At 43.5% G+C, this 18,468-nt stretch carries 17 protein-coding genes; 3 read left to right on the top strand and 14 right to left on the bottom strand.

Annotated features, from left to right (window positions below; all coding sequences use genetic code 11):
• Positions 1-188 precede the first annotated feature (188 nt).
• The 7 genes from opp4C to FQV28_RS09680 all read right to left on the bottom strand — a co-directional run bounded on the left by opp4C (position 189) and on the right by FQV28_RS09680 (position 8,437).
• Positions 189-1,106 (bottom strand): oligopeptide ABC transporter permease, encoded by a 918-nt coding sequence (gene opp4C / locus FQV28_RS09650; RefSeq protein WP_146495961.1) that lies wholly within the window; start codon positions 1,104-1,106, stop codon positions 189-191.
• Between the two features lie 15 nt (positions 1,107-1,121).
• Positions 1,122-2,087 carry an oligopeptide ABC transporter permease gene (opp4B, locus tag FQV28_RS09655; RefSeq protein WP_146495963.1) on the bottom strand — a complete coding sequence of 322 codons (966 nt, stop codon included), beginning with the start codon at positions 2,085-2,087 and terminating at the stop codon, positions 1,122-1,124.
• Between the two features lie 154 nt (positions 2,088-2,241).
• Positions 2,242-3,960: an oligopeptide ABC transporter substrate-binding protein gene (opp4A, locus tag FQV28_RS09660; RefSeq protein WP_146495964.1), complete on the bottom strand. Its 1,719-nt coding sequence runs from the start codon at positions 3,958-3,960 to the stop codon at positions 2,242-2,244.
• 27 nt (positions 3,961-3,987) lie between these two features.
• Entirely contained in the window at positions 3,988-4,998 is a 1,011-nt protein-coding gene (locus tag FQV28_RS09665; RefSeq protein WP_146495966.1) for an ABC transporter ATP-binding protein, read from the bottom strand.
• Positions 4,995-6,047: an ABC transporter ATP-binding protein gene (locus tag FQV28_RS09670; RefSeq protein WP_146495969.1), complete on the bottom strand. Its 1,053-nt coding sequence runs from the start codon at positions 6,045-6,047 to the stop codon at positions 4,995-4,997. Before FQV28_RS09670 ends, FQV28_RS09665 begins: the two co-directional genes overlap by 4 nt.
• A gap of 185 nt (positions 6,048-6,232) precedes the next feature.
• Entirely contained in the window at positions 6,233-7,474 is a 1,242-nt protein-coding gene (gene fabF / locus FQV28_RS09675) for a beta-ketoacyl-ACP synthase II (protein WP_146495970.1), read from the bottom strand.
• Between the two features lie 27 nt (positions 7,475-7,501).
• Positions 7,502-8,437 carry a beta-ketoacyl-ACP synthase III gene (locus tag FQV28_RS09680; protein ID WP_146495972.1) on the bottom strand — a complete coding sequence of 312 codons (936 nt, stop codon included), beginning with the start codon at positions 8,435-8,437 and terminating at the stop codon, positions 7,502-7,504.
• A gap of 187 nt (positions 8,438-8,624) precedes the next feature.
• On the opposite strand from FQV28_RS09680, the gene FQV28_RS09685 reads away from it, so the two are divergent.
• Positions 8,625-8,810, top strand: coding sequence for a YjzD family protein (locus FQV28_RS09685; protein ID WP_146495974.1), 186 nt, complete (start codon positions 8,625-8,627; stop codon positions 8,808-8,810).
• Positions 8,811-8,828: 18 nt separating this feature from the next.
• On the opposite strand, the gene FQV28_RS09690 is transcribed toward FQV28_RS09685, so the two are convergent.
• The 3 genes from FQV28_RS09690 to FQV28_RS09700 all read right to left on the bottom strand — a co-directional run bounded on the left by FQV28_RS09690 (position 8,829) and on the right by FQV28_RS09700 (position 12,247).
• Positions 8,829-10,973 carry an ATP-dependent Clp protease ATP-binding subunit gene (locus FQV28_RS09690; RefSeq protein WP_146495976.1) on the bottom strand — a complete coding sequence of 715 codons (2,145 nt, stop codon included), beginning with the start codon at positions 10,971-10,973 and terminating at the stop codon, positions 8,829-8,831.
• A gap of 132 nt (positions 10,974-11,105) precedes the next feature.
• Positions 11,106-11,414 (bottom strand): metal-sulfur cluster assembly factor, encoded by a 309-nt coding sequence (locus FQV28_RS09695; protein WP_146495978.1) that lies wholly within the window; start codon positions 11,412-11,414, stop codon positions 11,106-11,108.
• 65 nt (positions 11,415-11,479) lie between these two features.
• Positions 11,480-12,247, bottom strand: coding sequence for a prolyl oligopeptidase family serine peptidase (locus FQV28_RS09700; protein ID WP_146495980.1), 768 nt, complete (start codon positions 12,245-12,247; stop codon positions 11,480-11,482).
• A 229-nt stretch (positions 12,248-12,476) separates the two neighbouring features.
• Here FQV28_RS09700 and FQV28_RS09705 point away from each other — a divergent pair, with 229 nt between their 5' ends.
• A complete protein-coding gene (locus tag FQV28_RS09705) occupies positions 12,477-13,283 on the top strand; it encodes a Cof-type HAD-IIB family hydrolase (RefSeq protein WP_146495982.1) in 807 nt (268 codons plus the stop codon).
• A gap of 20 nt (positions 13,284-13,303) precedes the next feature.
• Positions 13,304-14,155 (top strand): DegV family protein, encoded by an 852-nt coding sequence (locus FQV28_RS09710; protein ID WP_146495984.1) that lies wholly within the window; start codon positions 13,304-13,306, stop codon positions 14,153-14,155.
• Between the two features lie 39 nt (positions 14,156-14,194).
• Here FQV28_RS09710 and FQV28_RS09715 read toward each other — a convergent pair whose 3' ends face one another.
• From FQV28_RS09715 to FQV28_RS09730, 4 genes are all read right to left on the bottom strand, one after another.
• The gene (locus FQV28_RS09715) at positions 14,195-15,649 is read right to left on the bottom strand and encodes an alpha-amylase family glycosyl hydrolase (protein WP_146495986.1); all 1,455 of its coding nucleotides are present in this window, start codon (positions 15,647-15,649) and stop codon (positions 14,195-14,197) included.
• Positions 15,650-15,890: 241 nt separating this feature from the next.
• Positions 15,891-16,271, bottom strand: a complete 381-nt coding sequence (locus FQV28_RS09720; protein ID WP_146495988.1) for a YisL family protein — start codon at positions 16,269-16,271, stop codon at positions 15,891-15,893.
• A 70-nt stretch (positions 16,272-16,341) separates the two neighbouring features.
• Entirely contained in the window at positions 16,342-17,241 is a 900-nt protein-coding gene (locus FQV28_RS09725; RefSeq protein WP_146495990.1) for a fumarylacetoacetate hydrolase family protein, read from the bottom strand.
• Between the two features lie 43 nt (positions 17,242-17,284).
• Positions 17,285-18,463 (bottom strand): DUF418 domain-containing protein, encoded by a 1,179-nt coding sequence (locus tag FQV28_RS09730; RefSeq protein WP_146495992.1) that lies wholly within the window; start codon positions 18,461-18,463, stop codon positions 17,285-17,287.
• Between the last annotated feature and the right edge of the window lie 5 nt (positions 18,464-18,468).

Here is an 18,468-nt window from a genome sequence, read left to right on the forward strand (position 1 = left end):
GATACTTGAATTTCTCTGTTTCACTAGTTAAATAAAGTTTCTTCTATAATATATAAAAAAAGAAGATGCAGTGTTTCCTGCACCTTCTTTTTATCCCAAAATTTAAGAACTGGATTTATACACTGCAACGTTAAGGCAAAACTTACCTATGCTTTTTTAGATTTCATTTTTGCTTTTAAGCGAAATTATTACCTCAATGATTTTGGATTTAAAGCATCCTTCAATCCTTCTCCGATAAAGTTAATCGATAAAATTGTAAAAATGATAATCAATGCTGGCGGCATCCAAATCCATTGCTTGCCTTGAAGCACATCCGGCTCATTCGCAGAAGAAAGCATATTCCCCCAACTTGGCGTGGATTGCGGAACGCCGAAGCCCAAATAACTCAAAGCAGATTCTACGACAATCATACTGGCAAAAATCAATGTCGCCTGGACAATAATTGTCGACATAACGTTTGGCAACAGGTGTTTTACGATAACTTTAAATGGTGAGCAACCGATAGATAAAGCTGCCATAATATATTCATTTTCTTTTTCCGCTAACACTTTACTTCGTACAAGGCGGGCAACACCGCCCCAGCTCAAGACGCCAATAACAATGATCAGCACCCAAAGCCCATCGATAATCCCCATTAATATGGTGTTCAATACAATAACAAATACTAAAAACGGAAAGTTTAGAACAAAATCAGTAAATCTCATTAACATGCTGTCGACAAATCCACCAAAAAATCCAGCAATCGAACCAACGATTGTCCCAATTGAAATGACTAGCAAAGTGGCACTAAAACCGACCAATAATGAAATCCGGCCGCCATATAACAGTCTTGTCAAAACATCTCTTCCGCTTTTATCTGTCCCGAGCCAATGATCACTGTTTGGTGTGATATTCATAGAACTGATATTGACTTTAGATACATCCGGAATTGGAGATAGATAAGGCGCTAAAAATGGAGCGGCTAGTGATAAGAGCGTTACTATAATGATAAAGGCCGAACTAATCATGGCTAGTTTATTTTTAAAGAATTTTTTCCTAGCTATTTGCCAAGGAGATAAGCTTCTTTCCGGCTTCTTTTGCTGCGTTAGAGTTGATGTTGTGGCCATTTTCCTGCTTCCTCCTTAGTCCATTCGAATTCGTGGATCTACAATTCCGTACAGTAAGTCTGCCAATAAGTTACCAGCCAACGTCAAGAACGACAATAGCATAGTCAGTGCCATTAGGGTCGGATAGTCTCTCGAACTGACAGAATCCAAGAACAATTGGCCGATGCCAGGGTACGTAAAGATAGTTTCCGTAATAATTGCTCCGCCGATCAAAGCTGCAAAATCAAAACCTAGGAACGTAACAAGTGGAATAATGGAGTTGCGCAAAATATGGACATTGTAGATTTTAGCTATCGGCGTCCCTTTTGCACGGGCTGTCCGCACATAATCTTTCCGTGAATTTTCGATAATATCGTTGCGCAAAAATTGTGTATAGGAAGCCGTACTCATGGCTCCAAGAACAATTGCCGGCAGCAAAACATGATGCAATCTGCTTAACCAGTATTCGGGAGTGCCTTCTTCAACGATAATATCCACCGAGCCGCCGAAAGGAAACCAGTTTAATTGGAAAGCAAAAAAGTAAATAGCGAATACTGCGGCAACAAAAGAAGGAATTGCAAGCATGACATAATTGATTCCCGCTATTGCGTTATCTCCGATCGTATATGGCTTTCTTCCGGAATACATCCCCATTAAAAATGCCAATATATATGTGATAACGAGCGCCATAATTCCCAGAAAAAGCGTATTCGGAAGTTTTTCTATAATTACATCCGCAACAGGCGTTTTGTATTTTGTAGATTTCCCAAAATCGCCTTGCATAAATCCTGTGATCCAATTGAAATACTGTACAGGAAGAGGATCATTATAGCCTAATTTCTCCCTCATCTCTGCAATATATTCCGGATTCGTATTATTCGGATCTATTTCTCCGCTCAATGAATCCCCAGGCATAATTTTAGCTAAAGAAAAAACCACTATGGATATTAGGATGAGCATAGGAATCATTCCAAGTAATCGTCTCAATGAATATTTCAGCATGTATACTCTCCTTGTCTGTATCGTTCTTAGCTGGGCTCTCCGGCACGGCAAGAGTTATTTGATCTTGCTGCCAAACACTCCTTACCGTGCATAAGAGCTTTAAAATTATTTTCAACGATGGGTTTGAAACCCATCGTTGAAAATTTTGCTATTATTATTCTGTTACATACCATTCAGCCGGGTTATTTTGACCAGAAACGTCATAAGTAGCCCCGCCGACACGCTTGTTCAACGCTACAATTTCTTCAAGTTCTGCAATATACAGCATTGGAAGATCTTCGTTCACAATTTTTTGCCATTCAACATACAACTCTTTGCGTTTTTCTTGATCATCTCCAACAATCTCAATGTTTAATGCATCATCAAGCAACTTGTCGGATTCTGGATTATTGTAACGTGGGTAGTTCCACAATTGATCCGCTTTCCACAAACCGGATGGATCTGGATCTACGCCAGTTCCCCAACCGCCAAAGAACGTTTCGATAGCTGGATCATCTTTTTCTACCATTTCGTAGTACAAGTTGACTTCTACCATTTCAAGTTCAGATTTAAGGCCAACAGCTTCCCAGTATTGTGTAATTGCTTGGGCACGTGATTCAAATGTTGGATTCCCTGTAGCATAATGAGTGAACTTCACAACAAACTCGTCGCCATTCGGATCTTCACGGAAGCCATCGCCATTTGTATCGACATAGCCTGCATCATCTAAAATTTGTTTTGCTTTTTCTGGATCGTATTCGTAAGTGTTCAACTCACTGTCATCAGCAGCGTTCCAGTGTGCAGACGGTACTGGCTTGTTGACAACGTTCGCATAGCCGAAGAAGAAGGCATCTACCCATTCTTGGCGGTTCATCGCATACATCATTGCTTGGCGCAATTCTTTGCTTTGGTATTTTGGAACTTCTTCTGTAATCGTCTGTTTTTCGCTATCAAACTTGCCAAGCTTAAATCCTACATAATAATAAGTAAGCCCTGGATAAGTGGTGATATTGATGTTTTCAAGCGGTTTTACTTCTGGTGCAGTTACCGGTTGAAGGGAGATCATGTCCACATCGCCATTTTGCAAAGCCCCTACAACAGATGTGTTGTCGATAACGCGCAAAATGATTTTGTCAAGGTTGACATCGCCATTCCAGTACTCATCATTTCGAGAGAATTCCACTGACTCACCAGGAACAATTTTGTCCACTTTAAATGGCCCAATTCCGATCGGAGTTGTACGCACCCATTCTGATGCTGACATTTCAGCTACTGGTACATCCCCTAAAACTGATTCTGGAAGAGGGTATGCCCAAAGGTTAGTCAAGTTGTTAACGCGTGCTTCATCAAAAGTGATTTTGATTTCGTAATCGCTAATTACTTCAAGCCCTGAAATTGAATCTGCTTCGCCGTTGCGGAATGCTTCAGCGCCTTCAATAGTTTGGACATTTGTATAGCGCGGTCCGTCATAGTCTTTGTTTGCAATAGTTTCAAATGCGAAAACCCAGTCATTTACTGTCAATTCTTCGCCATTGTGCCATTTTACGCCTTCTTTAAATGTGAATGTAAATACTTTATTGTCTTCTGTTTCCCAAGATGCAACGTTCGGGATAGGCTCTAACTTCTCGTTATATTCGATCAGTGCTTCATCATAGAGAGAAATAACTTCTGCATCTGTTTGAATGCCATAAAACGCTGCATTGAACAGTCCTTCTGGCGGTGCATCAATACCATAAACTAATGTTCCGCCTTTTTGCGGTTCCCCTTCTGCTGCTTTTTCTTTCGTGTCTGACTCATTTGATGTTTCACTACTGCTTCCTCCACCGCATGCCGCTAAAAATGCAGACACTACAAGAAGCATAGCCAAAAGCAAAAATAAGGATTTGTTCTTCATGTTGTTCCCCCTAAAAAATTTTTTTGATCAATACAGATGGCAAGCTACGTGATGGCCTGGCCGCACTTCTGTCAATAGAGGCTTGTCTTTAGAACAAACTTCCATCGCCATCGGGCAGCGCGTATGGAACGGGCAGCCAGTCGGCGGGTTTTGCGGGCTCGGCACATCGCCCTTCAACACAATCCGTTCTTTCTTGACTGCCGTATTCGGTTCTGGAATCGCAGAAATCAAGGCTTGTGTGTAAGGATGAAGCGGCTCTCTGTATAAATCTCTATTTGAAGCAAGCTCAACGAGATTGCCCAAATACATCACTCCGATTCGATCGCTCATATGCTTTACTACGCTAAGATCATGCGCGATAAACAGATAAGTCAAATCGAATTCGATTTGCAGTTCTTTCAGCAAGTTCAAAACTTGGGATTGCACAGAAACATCTAGTGCAGAAACAGGTTCATCCGCTACTATCAATTTGGGGTTTAAAGCCAACGCGCGGGCAATCCCTATGCGCTGCCGTTGGCCACCAGAAAATTCGTGCGCGTATTTATAGTAGGCTTCTTCTGGCAAGCCGACGCGCGTCAATAACTTTTTGATTTCCGGTTCCAATTCTTTTTTGCTGCGCTTCTCATAATTGAGAATTGGTTCGGCAACAATATCCCCTACCATCTGCATTGGATTCAACGACGCATAAGGATCTTGGAAAACCATCTGAAAATCGCGGCGTGCTTGTTGAAGCTTAGAACCTGAAAGTTTGGTAATGTCCTTGCCTTCAAACAAAATTTTCCCATCTGTCGGTTTCAAGAGCCGCAAGATGGTGCGGCCGGTAGTCGATTTTCCGCATCCGGATTCACCGACCAAACCAAGGGTCTCCCCTTTTCGGATAGCGAACGAAACATTATCCACTGCTTTCACGTTGCCGACGACCCTTTTAAAAAAGCCGCCCGTGACAGGGTAATAGGTCTTTAAATTCTGTATTTCTAGCAACACATCACGGTTCTGGAGGCTGTCTATTCGTTCTTGTATAAAGTCTCTTGTTGTCATACAGCAGATGCTCCCTCTCTTTCTCGTTGGCGTTTTTCTTCAGTTGGCCAGCTTGCATCGTATAATAGGCAAGCTGTTTCATGTCCGGCAGCGACTTCCCCAAGCTGTGGAGTGATCGTCATACATTCCGGCATCGCTCTTGGGCAACGGTTTGAAAAACGGCAGCCGACTTGCGGCATTTTTGTAATCGAAGGAACTAACCCATCTATCGTCGCTAATTTTTCAACGTCTTCATCCATTTTGGGAATGGCTTTCATCAGAAGATCGGTATATGGATGTTTAGGGTTATTGAAAAGCTCTTCAACAGTCGCCCGTTCAACTATTTTTCCCGCATACATCACCAATACTTCATCACAAATTTCCGCTACAACTCCCAAGTCGTGTGTGATTAGAATGATTGACATATCATTGGCTTCTTGGATGCTTTTTAATAATTCGAGAATCTGGGCCTGTACGGTAACGTCCAATGCTGTAGTCGGCTCATCAGCGATCAATAGTTTCGGCTGGCAAGCGATTGCCATTGCAATCATCACCCGCTGCCGCATTCCGCCAGACAATTGGTGAGGATATTCGTCTACAATTTTATCGGCACGTGGAATTCCTACGCTTTTCAAAAGGGAGATTGACTGATTGCGAGCTTCTTTTTTCGAAATTTTTTCATGATTTAAAATGACTTCCTGTATTTGATAACCGATGGTAAAAACGGGATTTAACGAAGTCATTGGCTCCTGAAAAATCATTGAAATATCTTTGCCTCTGATTTTGTTCATTTTTTTATCAGACAGCTTTGAAATGGCTTCACCTTCAAATTCAATTTCTCCGCCGCGTATTTTTCCTATTCCTTCCGGCAAAAGCTGCATGATCGATAAGGACATGACACTTTTTCCACAGCCAGATTCACCTACGACGCCTACAATCTGTTTTCGTTGAACATTAAATGAAACACCTTCTACTGCATTGAAGTAATCTCCATCAATCTTAAACCCCGTCTGGAGATTTTTTACTTGAAGAAGGGGTGTCTTGTGAGTTGATGCATAGTTAGCAGACATTTGAACACCTCTTGGATTATTTTCTGGCAATTCTTACTAATTCAAATTTTATTACAAAAGTATTACAACTGCAATATGTTTTTATAAAGTTTTATAAATTTTCTTTGTATTCTTACTTTTCACTGCCGTTTTTTTGTATAATCGCACAAAAAAACACCTTGCCGGGACGGCAAGGTGCATAAAAATCATTCTTCAAATTTTTTCATTACTAATGACGCATTGTGTCCGCCAAAGCCAAGGGAATTGCTCATAGCGTAAGCAAGATCGGCTTTTCGCGCTTCGTTTGGCACATAGTCCAAATCGCATTCTTCGTCCGGCGTACCATAATTTGTAGTTGGAGGCATGATGCCTTCTTTCAGTGCCAGCGCTGTGAAAATCGCTTCAATTCCACCAGCTGCGCCAAGCAAGTGGCCAGTCATCGATTTGGTCGAACTCATGCCAAGCTTATAGGCATGTTCTTCAAATACCGATTTGACGGCCATTGTTTCAAATAAATCATTGTATGGCGTACTTGTACCATGGGCATTAATGTAACCGATATCCGTTTTGTTGATCCCAGCATCTTCGATGGCTTGAACCATGGCACGCGCTGCACCTTCTCCACCTGGTGCAGGCGCAGTGATGTGGTGAGCATCTCCAGTTGAACCATAGCCGACCACTTCAGCATAGATTTTAGCGCCACGCGCTTTTGCGTGTTCGTACTCTTCTAAAATAACAATGCCTGCTCCTTCGCCAATAACAAATCCGTCGCGGTTTTTGTCAAAAGGACGTGAAGCGGTAGCCACGTCTTCATTCGTAGTTAGTGCTGTATTTGCGGTAAAGCCTGCAACTGAAAGTCTGGTAATCGGCGCTTCTGCACCGCCAGAAATCATCACATCGGCATCTCCACGCTGAATCACTTTGAAAGCATCCCCGATGGAATTTGTTCCAGAAGCACATGCCGTTACTGAACATGAATTGATGCCTTTGGCTCCAAAGTAAATGGATACTTGGCCAGATGCCATGTCCGGAATAATCATCGGAATTAAAAATGGGCTGATGCGGCGAACGCCACGATCGTTCAGCACATCCATTTGGTTTTCGATAGTTTCCATGCCGCCGATTCCGGATCCTATCCAGACGCCCGTCCGGAGAGCAGTTTCTTCGTCCAGCTCAAGTCCGGAATCTTTCATGGCCATAATTGAAGCTGCGAGTGCATAATGCGTAAAACGGTCCATTTTACGCGCTTCTTTCTTTTCAATGTAATCTTCAATAGAAAAATCTCTTACTTCCGCAGCAATTTTTGCAGGGAATTTTTCTGTATCAAGCCTTGTTAAAGGGCCAATACCTGATTTCCCCGCTTTTATGCCTTCCCATGTGGATTCTATATTGTTTCCTAGTGGCGTCACAGCACCCGTACCCGTAATGACTACACGACGATTCGACATTCTATTTTCTTCCTTTCTCATATCTTATTATTTGCCCCATCTCATTGCAATTGCGCCCCAAGTCAATCCGCCACCGAATCCTACCATGACGACCAAATCGTCATCTTTGATCCGGCCTTCTTCCACATCTTCTACAAGTGAAATTGGAATTGATGCGGCGGATGTATTGCCGTATTTATGGATTGTTTTTGACATCTTTTCGATTGGAAGATCCAAACGCTGGCGCGAAGCTTCCATAATGCGGATATTCGCTTGATGAGGGATCAGGAAGTCGACGTCTTCTTTTGTCAGCCCCGCTTTTTCAATAACCGCTTCAGCCGATTCGCCCATTTGGCGCACTGCAAACTTAAAAACTTCCCGGCCATTCATCATTAAAAATTTCTCTTCCTGGTACAAATGTTTTCCGCCGCTGCCATCTGCTCCAAGTTCGAACGACAAAATCCCTCTGCCTTCTGAAACCTTGCCGAGGACTGCTGCCCCCGCTCCGTCGCCAAAGAGCACTGCAGTATTGCGGTCTTCCCAGTTGGTGATTTTAGATAGTTTTTCCACGCCGACTACCAGCACATACTTGTATACATCCGATTCGATAAACTGTTTTGCCGTAACTGCGCCATACATAAACCCGGCACATGCTGCCGAAAGATCCATTGCAGCTGCATTGACAGCACCAATTTCCTGTTGGATCATACAAGCCATGGATGGAAACGGCTGGTCTCCAGTAACTGTAGCCACTAAAATCAAACCGATTTCTGCTGGATCGATGCCGGCATCTTCAATTGCCTTTTGAGCAGCTGCTCTCGCCATATGCGACGTATCTTGCTCGTCCTTGGCAATCCGGCGTTCTTCTATCCCTGTCATCGTACGTATCCATTCATCAGAAGTATCCATACGTTTTTCCAAGTCGAAATTCGTTAATTTATCTTCTGGCAGACATCTGCCGATACCGATTATTCCTGCATTCATCGATAGCCCCTCTTTTCGCTTATCATCACTTATTAGTACCTGGTATTAATAATACGTCAATGCTGCCTTTTTTTCAACTGATTGACATACTTCCGACAAAATATCGCTAAAAAAATGAAACATTCTTTCTGTCGGAGGGCGCGTATGATATGATGAATGAAGATATTTTATGTAGAGGTGAAATTAGATGCGATTTATTGGAACTTTCTTATGGTCATTTTTATTGATTTCCTTGCTCAACTATGTAGTAAGCGCTGTACAAAACGTTCACTTCGATTTTATGAATGGACTTTACATTTCTTTGGTTGTTTCCGTGTTGATCTTTGTAATTTCTTCAATCATCCCGGACAGTCCGGCACCTGAAAAACATTAATAAAAGAAGCGCAATCCGTCAATCGGATTGCGCTTCTTTTTTGCTGATTTTCAACTCTTTGTTTTCCATCGTTAACTGGAGCAACGAATTAGGCGTTATATCGCCTTTGATCAGTTCCCGGGCAATATTCGTTTCAATTTCCCGCTGGATAAAGCGTTTCAATGGGCGTGCACCGAAAACTGCATCAGTACCCGCTTCCACAATATACTCGACCACTGAATCATCGACCGACAAGTCGATTTGCTGTTGGCGCATCCGGCTTGCCAGTTCTGAAAGCATCTTTTTCGCGATGCCATAGAAATGCGAATTGTTCAAGGCATGGAAGATGACAATGTCATCAATGCGGTTCAACAATTCCGGCTTGAAGTGCCGGCGCAGTTCAGCCATCACAATATCTTCAATATCGTGTTCATCGCTTTCGTCTCCAATAAATGCAGAGCCGATGTTGGAGGTCATAATAACAACGGTATTTGAGAAGTTGACGAGGCGCCCTTGGCTGTCTGTAATGCGTCCATCATCAAGAATTTGCAACAAGATATTGGCTACATCCGGATGCGCTTTCTCGATTTCATCCAACAGGACAACAGAATACGGATTACGCCGCACCGCTTCTGTTAATTGGCCACCTTCTTCATAGCCGATATATCCAGGAGGTGCCCCGACGAGGCGGGATACGCTATGCTTTTCCATATACTCAGACATATCGATGCGGATAAAATGGTCTTCGGAATCAAAAAGGTTCGCGGCTAAGGATTTTGCCAGTTCGGTTTTCCCCACTCCGGTCGGTCCTAAAAAGATGAACGATCCAATCGGTTTATGCTCATCTTTAATGCCTGCACGTGCGCGCCATACTGCTTCCGTAACCAAACGCACAGCATTGTCCTGGCCGATGACCCGTTGTTTCAACGTTTCACCCAAGCGCAGCAATTTTTCGCGTTCGCCTTCCACCAGCTTTGTAACTGGAATGCCTGTCCAGCGCGCCACAATGCCCGCAATTTCCTCTTCTGTCACTTCTTCCCGCAGAAGGCGTTCTGCCCCTTCGTGTTCCAATTCTTTTTCTAACCCCGCCAGTTCTTTTTCCAGCGCTGGAATTTTGCCGTGGCGAAGTTCAGCGGCCAAGTTTAAGTCGTACTTGTTCTCTGCATCTTCCAATTGTCTGCGGTACTGGTCCAGCTGTTCACGCATAGCCTGGATTTTCTTCAATGAATCTTTTTCTTCCGACCATTGCTTTTGCATATCTCCTGAAGCTGCTTTTAGATCAGCAATTTCCTTGCGCAACGTCTCAAGGCGCGTTTTACTTGCAGCGTCCTTTTCTTTCATCAGCGCCTGCTCTTCAATTTCCAGCTGCATGAGGCGTCTTGTTACTTCGTCAAGTTCTTGCGGCATCGAATCGATTTCCGTGCGGATCATGGCACAGGCTTCGTCAATCAAGTCAATCGCTTTGTCCGGCAGAAACCGCTCTGTGATATAGCGGTCGGACATGGCCGCTGCCGCCACGATGGCACGGTCATGGATGCGCACGGCGTGATGAAGTTCGAAACGTTCTTTCAATCCGCGCAAAATCGAAACCGTATCTTCGACAGAAGGTTCCCGCACCATCACTTGCTGGAAGCGCCGCTCAAGTGCCGGATCTTTTTCAATGTGCATCCGGTATTCATCAAGCGTCGTTGCGCCAATGCAGAACAATTCCCCGCGCGCAAGCATCGGTTTCAACATATTCCCCGCATCCATCGCACCTTCCGTTTTCCCGGCGCCGACAATTGTATGGATTTCATCGATAAATAAGATGATTTGGCCTTCGCTGTCTTTCACTTGCTTTAAGACGCTTTTTAGCCGCTCCTCAAATTCCCCACGGTATTTTGCGCCTGCTATCAATGCGCTCATGTCCAGCTCGTAAATGACCTTTTCTTTAAGGCCTTCCGGCACGTCATTTCGGACAATGCGCTGTGCCAGTCCTTCAACGATTGCCGTTTTACCAACCCCTGGTTCACCAATTAACACCGGATTATTTTTCGTTTTTCGGGATAGAATCCGGATTACGTTGCGGATTTCCTGGTCTCGTCCAATGACCGGATCCATTTTTCCAGACCGGGCTTCTTCCACCATATTACGCCCATATTGTTCGAGCGGCTTTTTTTGTTCTTCTGTATTGAATCGAACCATTAAAATCACTCCTTCAAGAGTTTGACCTTATTTGACTAATTCAATTATAAGAGATTTTATGGGCAATGGCAATTAAAACGCATGAAAAAACCTGTCCAAAGTATAACTGGACAGGTGCTTGTAAAAATATTTTTAGCGAACGCCAAGTGCCATTTTCGCGTAACGGGACATTTTATCTTTTCCCCAAACCGGCTGCCAGACGATTTTAACATCGACTTCGCTCACTTCTGGCAATTCATATAAAGCATGTTTAACCATATCTACAATTTGCGGCCCCATTGGGCATCCCATTGAAGTTAATGTCATCGTTACAACCGTAAAGCCTTCTTCGGACATATCGACATCATATACTAATCCTAAGTTAACAATATCAACACCAAGCTCCGGGTCAATGACTTGTTCTAAAGCACCCATGATGCTATCGCGCATATCTTGATCCATAAAATCCCCTCCCTTTTCTGTCTTTTAATCTTAGCAAACTTTTTGCTGAATTGAAATTTACTTGCTTAAGCTTTTACATGCTTGGCCAGCCAATCGGTCGCAGCCAGCATTCCTTGGCGGCTGACTGCATGCCCCGCTTCCCTTTCCCTCATAAAATAAAGAAGTTCAGGTGCTTCCCGGTAGTATTCTTTCAACTGGTTGTATAAGTTGAATGTCGGTTCAAAAGCCACAACTGGATCTTGTTCCCCGTGCCAAAAGAAAACCGGGCGCTGATTGAAAGCTTCCAAATTTTTCGTGCTGTCAAAACTGCCCAATGTCTCAAACAACTCTTCGCGCTGCTGCTCTGAAAACGGCAGCTGATAACCCCGCGACTCAAATTGGACAATTTGCCCTTTCGAAAGCTCGACGTAGTTGCCGGCGCCCATCATAACAGATGCCGCTTTAATCCATGGGTAAGCTGCCAATGCGCCAAGCGTCGTGATGCCGCCCATCGACGTTCCCCCAATTGCCATCTCCCCTTTGACTAATTGCTTGTCATGGGCGATTTGGTTTATGTAGTCCAACTCTTTTATAGAGTTCAATATAATTTCCCAGAAGCGGACAATCAGCTGCATTTCTGATAAATTCTCAGTCCGTTCGCCATGCAAAAGTGCATCGGGCAAAAGTACACGCACTCCTTTTTCCGCCAACTGGTACGCATAGTGCAGATTGTGTTCTTTCGCACTTGTTATGCCATGAAAAAATACCACTGTTGGCAGCGGCTCGCTCCATTGCTGTTCCGGCGCTACATGGAGCAAGGGAATTCCTCTCCACACTTCATGTTCTACTTTCACCTTATTCCACATCCTTTTACTCTCTTTAACTGTTATTTACTATTAACAATCGTACCAATGTTCCTGCCAGCCGGCAAACAATCCCTTTGTGATATTTATGTAAAATCGAGGAAGGCAGGGCACTCCTCTTTTCTTTCTCTTTCTTGATTCTACTTTTTCTCAATATTTTTTTGACGGAAGGCGCTAATTATCGCTACACTATACATGTAGAGAAAGGAGACGGCTATTTATGAAACAACATTTAATCGTCCTTGATTTGGACGGCACATTATTGACTGATCAAAAAGTCATCTCTGAGAAAACGAAAAGCACATTGGGAAAAGCTTTAGATGCCGGCCATCAAGTAATGATCGCTACAGGGCGCCCTTTTCGTTCGAGCGAAGTTTATTATAAAGAACTTGGACTGACTACACCGATTGTTAATTTTAATGGAGCCTTTGTCCACCATCCAACTGATACAAACTGGGGAACCCACCATACCCCGATTTCACTTGATGTTGTCCATGAAGTGGTCGAATCGATGCACGAGTTTGACTTTTATAACATTGTAGCGGAAGTGTTAGATGATGTGTATGTTCATTATCACGATGAAAAGCTTATGGATATTTTCCGATTCGGCGATCCAAGCATCACTACCGGTGACCTGCGAAGTTATTTAAAAGTGGACCCGACGTCGATGCTCATCCATGCGCCGGTTGAAAAAGTGCAGTCCATCCATGAGCATTTGTCTTCCGTCCATGCCGAAGTGATCGACCATAGAAGATGGGGCGCTCCTTGGCATGTTATTGAAATAGTCAAAAGCGGACTAAGCAAGGCAGTCGGCATCGATCGGGTGTCCAAATCCCTTGGTATACCGAAAGAAAACATTATCGCTTTTGGCGATGAAGACAACGATTTGGAGATGCTGGAATATGCAGGTTTAGGAGTCGCCATGGGCAACGCCATTGAGCCGCTGAAAAATATTGCAAATGAAATCACTTTAACAAACAATGAAGATGGAATTGCTGAATTACTAATTGACCGTTTAAAACTGTAAGTAGAAACTGGGGGATCTAAATGAGATTATTTGCGGACAGCGCTTCAGATTTGCCAAAAGAGTTTTTCGAAAAAGAACAAGTGGTTTTATTTCCGCTGCGCGTCCATATCGGCGAGGAGGAATATGAAGACATCCGAACCATCCATTCTAAAAAAGTCTATGATGCGATTCGCTCGGGCGTTCAGCCTAAAACTTCTCAAGCATCGCCCGATGAAATGCTGGCGGCGTTCGAACAACTCGCAAAAGACGGAGATGAAGGTTTTTATATCGCTTTTTCTTCCGAATTGTCCGGTACGTATAATACTGCTGTTATGGTAGCCGACCAAGTGCGTGAAGACTTCCCGGAATTAAAGTTGACCATTCTGGATTCGAAAGCTGCATCACTCGGGTATGGACTTCTAGTGAAAGAAGCGGCTAGACTTCGGGATGCCGGACAGCCGCTCAGTGAAGTTATTGAACGGGTGCGTACTATGGCCGACCATATGGAAAGTTTGTTCACCGTAGAAGATTTGGATTATATGGCTCGAGGCGGGCGCATCTCCAAAGGCAGCGCTTTTGTCGGCGGCTTGTTGAACATCAAACCCCTGCTTCATGTCGAGGAAGGCAAATTGGTGCCTATTGAAAAACTGCGCGGTCGCAAGAAAGTTGTCAAGCGGATGATCGAGCTCATGGAAACACGCGGCGAGCAGCTTAAAAACCAGACAATTGCCATTAGCCACGGAGACGATGAAGAGTTCGCCAATTTCGTAAAAAAAGAAATTGAAGAGCATTTTCGTCCAAAAAATGTGGAGACTTATTTGATTGGTTCAGTGATTGCTGCCCATACCGGACCTGGGACACTCGCTGTTTTCTTCTTAAACCGGGCACTGTAAAAAGTAAAAAGCACCTATCCTTGGGGATAGGTGCTTTTTTTATGCGGTTGCTTTTGCGGCTTCATCGGCCTTTCGCTGTTTGCCTTTTTTCCATACAATGCGCAGGAAAATCATAAAGACAACATAGAGGACTATCAAAGCTGCAATATAGGCTTTATTGAATCCACGTTCATCAATAACGTTGAACGTCTCTCCGACTTCTCTATCCAACGTGATCAAATATTCGCCATTTGCTTCTTGGCGAACGATATCATTTTCAAACAAGCCGCGCATTTCTTTATCGCTGCCGATAACATCTGCCGGCAAGGAGATATTTTTAGTTTCGGAAGAATTGTTGATGGCAATGATCCACGTTTCTTCATCGTTGGAACGTTTATAGACGAGCCATCCATCTTCTTCGTGCAGTACTTCCAAATCCCCGGTCCGCAATGCTTCAGACGTGTTGCGCAATGTATTGAGATTGGTGATGTGCTCGGCCATTTCCGGGTCTACTCCTAAATCCATGATTTGGTGCGTTTCAGGAGCCTGTTTACCATTCATAGCAATTTCAGAGCCATATTGCATAACCGGAATTCCTGGCATTGTAAACAATTGCGTAAATAGCAGATTCCAGCGTGTAGGCGGATATCCTTTTTCAGCAACGATATCTGATGTGAAACGAGAATTGGGAATTGAATCAACTCGAATCAAGTTTCCTTCACTTGTTTTCATCAAGTCAAACAAAGCTGATGATTCTTGGTCGAAGTTTTTGTAAGTGCTGCGGAGCGCGTCTTCTATGCCAGGCAAAACTGTAGCATCAAGCCCCTCAATAGCTTCCATTTCCTGATCGCTCAACAAGTAAATATCCCGAACACTTTTTATAGCTTTTGAGAAAGAGCCAATAAACTCTGGGTTGATGGAGCTTGTTTGCTGTAAACGCAATCCGTCAACTTGATAGTTGGAAATGAAGCCCGTGGTAAAGTCAGTCAAAGCTGCTTGCGCATCGGGATTGGCCATATCCAAAGCAAAGGTTCCGTCCTCATTTTCTATAAACCATTCTGGATTTTCTTTCACCCACACATGATCTGCGCTTACCTGCTGTGTCGGAACATCCACTATTATTTTCATGCCCACTTCGTGGGTTGTATCAATTAATGCTTTCAATTCTTCTTCTGTTCCAAAATGGCGCTCTAACTTACTATAATCGAGAACTTCTTTGCCGTCATAACTAGCAGAAGAAAAAACAGGTCCAATCGATAGGACTGTAAAGCCCATTTCACTAATGTGGTTGATTTCTCCAGTTAATCCCGCAAAGTCTCCCCCATTAAATGCGGCTGGGTCTGCTCCGTTCACTTCATAATCGTTTTGGATTTGTTTGTTGAAAAAACGGTCAACCAAAACATCATATATGCTTTCATCTTGCAGCTCGAGCGAATCGTCTGCTGCTGTTGCCGGACTTGCCATGCTTATGATCAGCATTCCGATAAAAATGCTTAAGATCCACTTTGCTTTCAATTTAAATCCTCCTTCAATGAGGCAACTAGATTCTGTTACACCCGATTCATTTTAACAAAATCCAAGTTTTGCTGCTACGCTAAGTTCAAGAAAGTCGAGTTTCTTTCGGGAGGTTTCGTCTAAACTGTGAATTCCTCGCGAAAGCAGGCTTTTTCTTCGGGCTTCACTTTAGCCCATAACCGATGTATGAAATGTAAAATTTCGGGCAAGTAAAAAAAACAAGCGCAAATGCGCTTGTTTTTTATAAGTTTGCTAAAAAGTTGATGCCCACCGGCAATTTGAAGCCGAAGAACATTGTTACGAATAAGAATACCACGAACAACCCCCAGAAAAGCGTTGTCGGTTTTTGTTTTTTCGAACGAACCAAAACCATTTCCATCATACCGATTGTCAATATTCCAAATAGGAATTTCAATCCGTATTGCATCGCGTCAAATGAAGAATGCTCGATAAACAATGCCAGGCCTGTGATGATGACCAGGACGTAGAACAAGCGAAGGATCATATGCGTGATTTTGCGCCCTTTGCTGTTTCGGTCCATAAACGCCGCTACCAAGAAGAGTACAAGCGCAATGACCCAAGTCGTAATGTGTAAATGAGTCGAATCAGTTAAAATTCCCAAAACGTCACCTCTTTATAATTTAGTCCTTCTCAGTTTAGCATAACCGAGGGACTAAATGACAAACTTGCCGTTATGACAAATGTGTGACGAGTGTTCCGATTGACTCGATGGAAACTTTCACCGTATCGCCAGCTTTTAAGAATTTCGGTGGAGTAAAGCCTTTGCCGACACCAGCAGGCGTTCCAGTCAAGATAACATCGCCCGGTTCAAGCGCAACGTATTTTGACACTTCAGCGACGATTTCATCAACACGGCGGATCATGTCATCAGTATTGCCGTTTTGGCGGACTTCATCATTTACTTTTGTAACAATCGATAGATTTTGCGCCTCCGGGATTTCATCTTTCGTTACCAAATACGGTCCCATTGGGCAAGATCCTTCTAAGCTTTTGCCAAGGAAGTACTGCTGATGCTTGCTTTGAATGTCACGAGCCGTTAAATCATTGGCAATCGTATAACCAAAAACATAATCATAAGCCAATTGCTTCGGAATCGACTTGCCTGCTTTTCCGATAACTACCGCCAACTCACCTTCATAATCGTATGAATCCGTTAATTCGCTATGGGCTGGCACTGTTGCCTCATCCGGCACAATGCAATTCGGCGCTTTGGTGAAAACCACTAAATCCTCGGGAGCTTCTGCCCCCATTTCTTTAGCGTGATCCGCATAGTTTTTGCCAATCGCAATAATGTTTTTAGGAGTTCTTGAAATAGGCGCCAGCCATTCGATTTCCGAATAAGAGTGTTTGAAATCTTCAGGTCGCTCAGATTGGGAAGCAGCCTCCACTAATTTGCGGATTTGTTCCACAAATTCCATACCCTGCGAGATCCCTTCAATCAGCTGTGCCGGAAAAGATGGTAAAACCTCTAATTGTTGTTGTATTTCAAGTACATCCCATACGGCTTCTTCTTTTTTCACTTTCGGTCCAAAACGTTCTTTTTCTCCATAGCGAAACGATAACAGCTTCATTCGTTAAACACTCCTTTTCTTTGATTCCATTCATTATACACATTCAAGGTTTTGAATTGCTATTTTTTTCGAAACTTTTCCCATAAGTCCATCTTCTCCATATTTTTTCAAGTGGCCCTTGATTGAATTTGGACAACCACAATTCCGCAAAAATCAACTGAATGGCGAAAATTCCAAGAGCAATCAGCGTCCCTGTCAATAAGTCCACTTTTCCGTACAAACCAAATCCATACGAATAAAAAATAAATGTCGCAATCAGTGATTGCATAATGTAAACAGTCAGCGACATGCGCCCGACTTGGCCAAGTGGCCGCAAAAGTTTCCGGAAGCTGGAGTTTTGAGCAAGCAAAGCAATAATTGCCGCGTAACCGGTTGCGACTAGCGGTCCGCCAAAAATGTCTTGCAAATAAATAAATGCGAGATTCTTGTCGACCAATTGAGGCGTAGCTTTTAGCAGCAACCCGATTATGAGCGGTACCAGAGCAAGGAGGATCCACACCTTTCGATATTGTTTGGCACGTTCAATCAACCGCCACTTAGCGGCGGCTGCACCAACCATCATAAATGGCAAAATGGTCGCAATCAACACGATAAAATTGAACGGGTTATTGCTGTATACCCAATCTGACAGACGTTGACCAAAAATATCAATAAAAGTTCCGTTTGCGTAAGCGTCAATTGAACTTTGTACGGCCTGTATGCCGGCATAATAATTCGGATTGACTGATACCGCAATAAACATCAAGGCAAGAATCAGGGCATGCGGCACTGTATAAATCAGGGCTGCCAGCCCTACCAGCAGCTTGGATGGAAGATGCAGCATACCGATCAGCAACAAGCCGATTATTGCATAAGTGATTAATATATCGCCATACCAGAGAAGAAACGCATGCAGAATGCCGATGCCAAGCAATACCAACAATCGTCTCGCAGCCAGTGGTGCGAATGCCTGTTTTTTTTCTTGGGCTTTTAAAAATTGCATTGCTAAACCGTATCCGAAGAGCATAGAAAATAGCGGATAGAAGCTCGCTTGGATAAAAATATCAATAAACCCGTAAATTTCAGCATCATATGGCCGGGTATAGTACGTATACGGATTCACGTATGATAAGGGAGAGTGGAAGGTCAACATATTGATGATTAATATGCCGAGAAGCGAAAAGCCCCTCATCATATCAATCGCTTCCACCCGTTCATTCAACGCAACGGGTTGTAATTTCACATAAA

This window comes from Planomicrobium sp. CPCC 101079, from assembly GCF_007859275.1.
In the GTDB taxonomy this organism is placed as follows: Bacteria; Bacillota; Bacilli; order Bacillales_A; family Planococcaceae; genus Planococcus.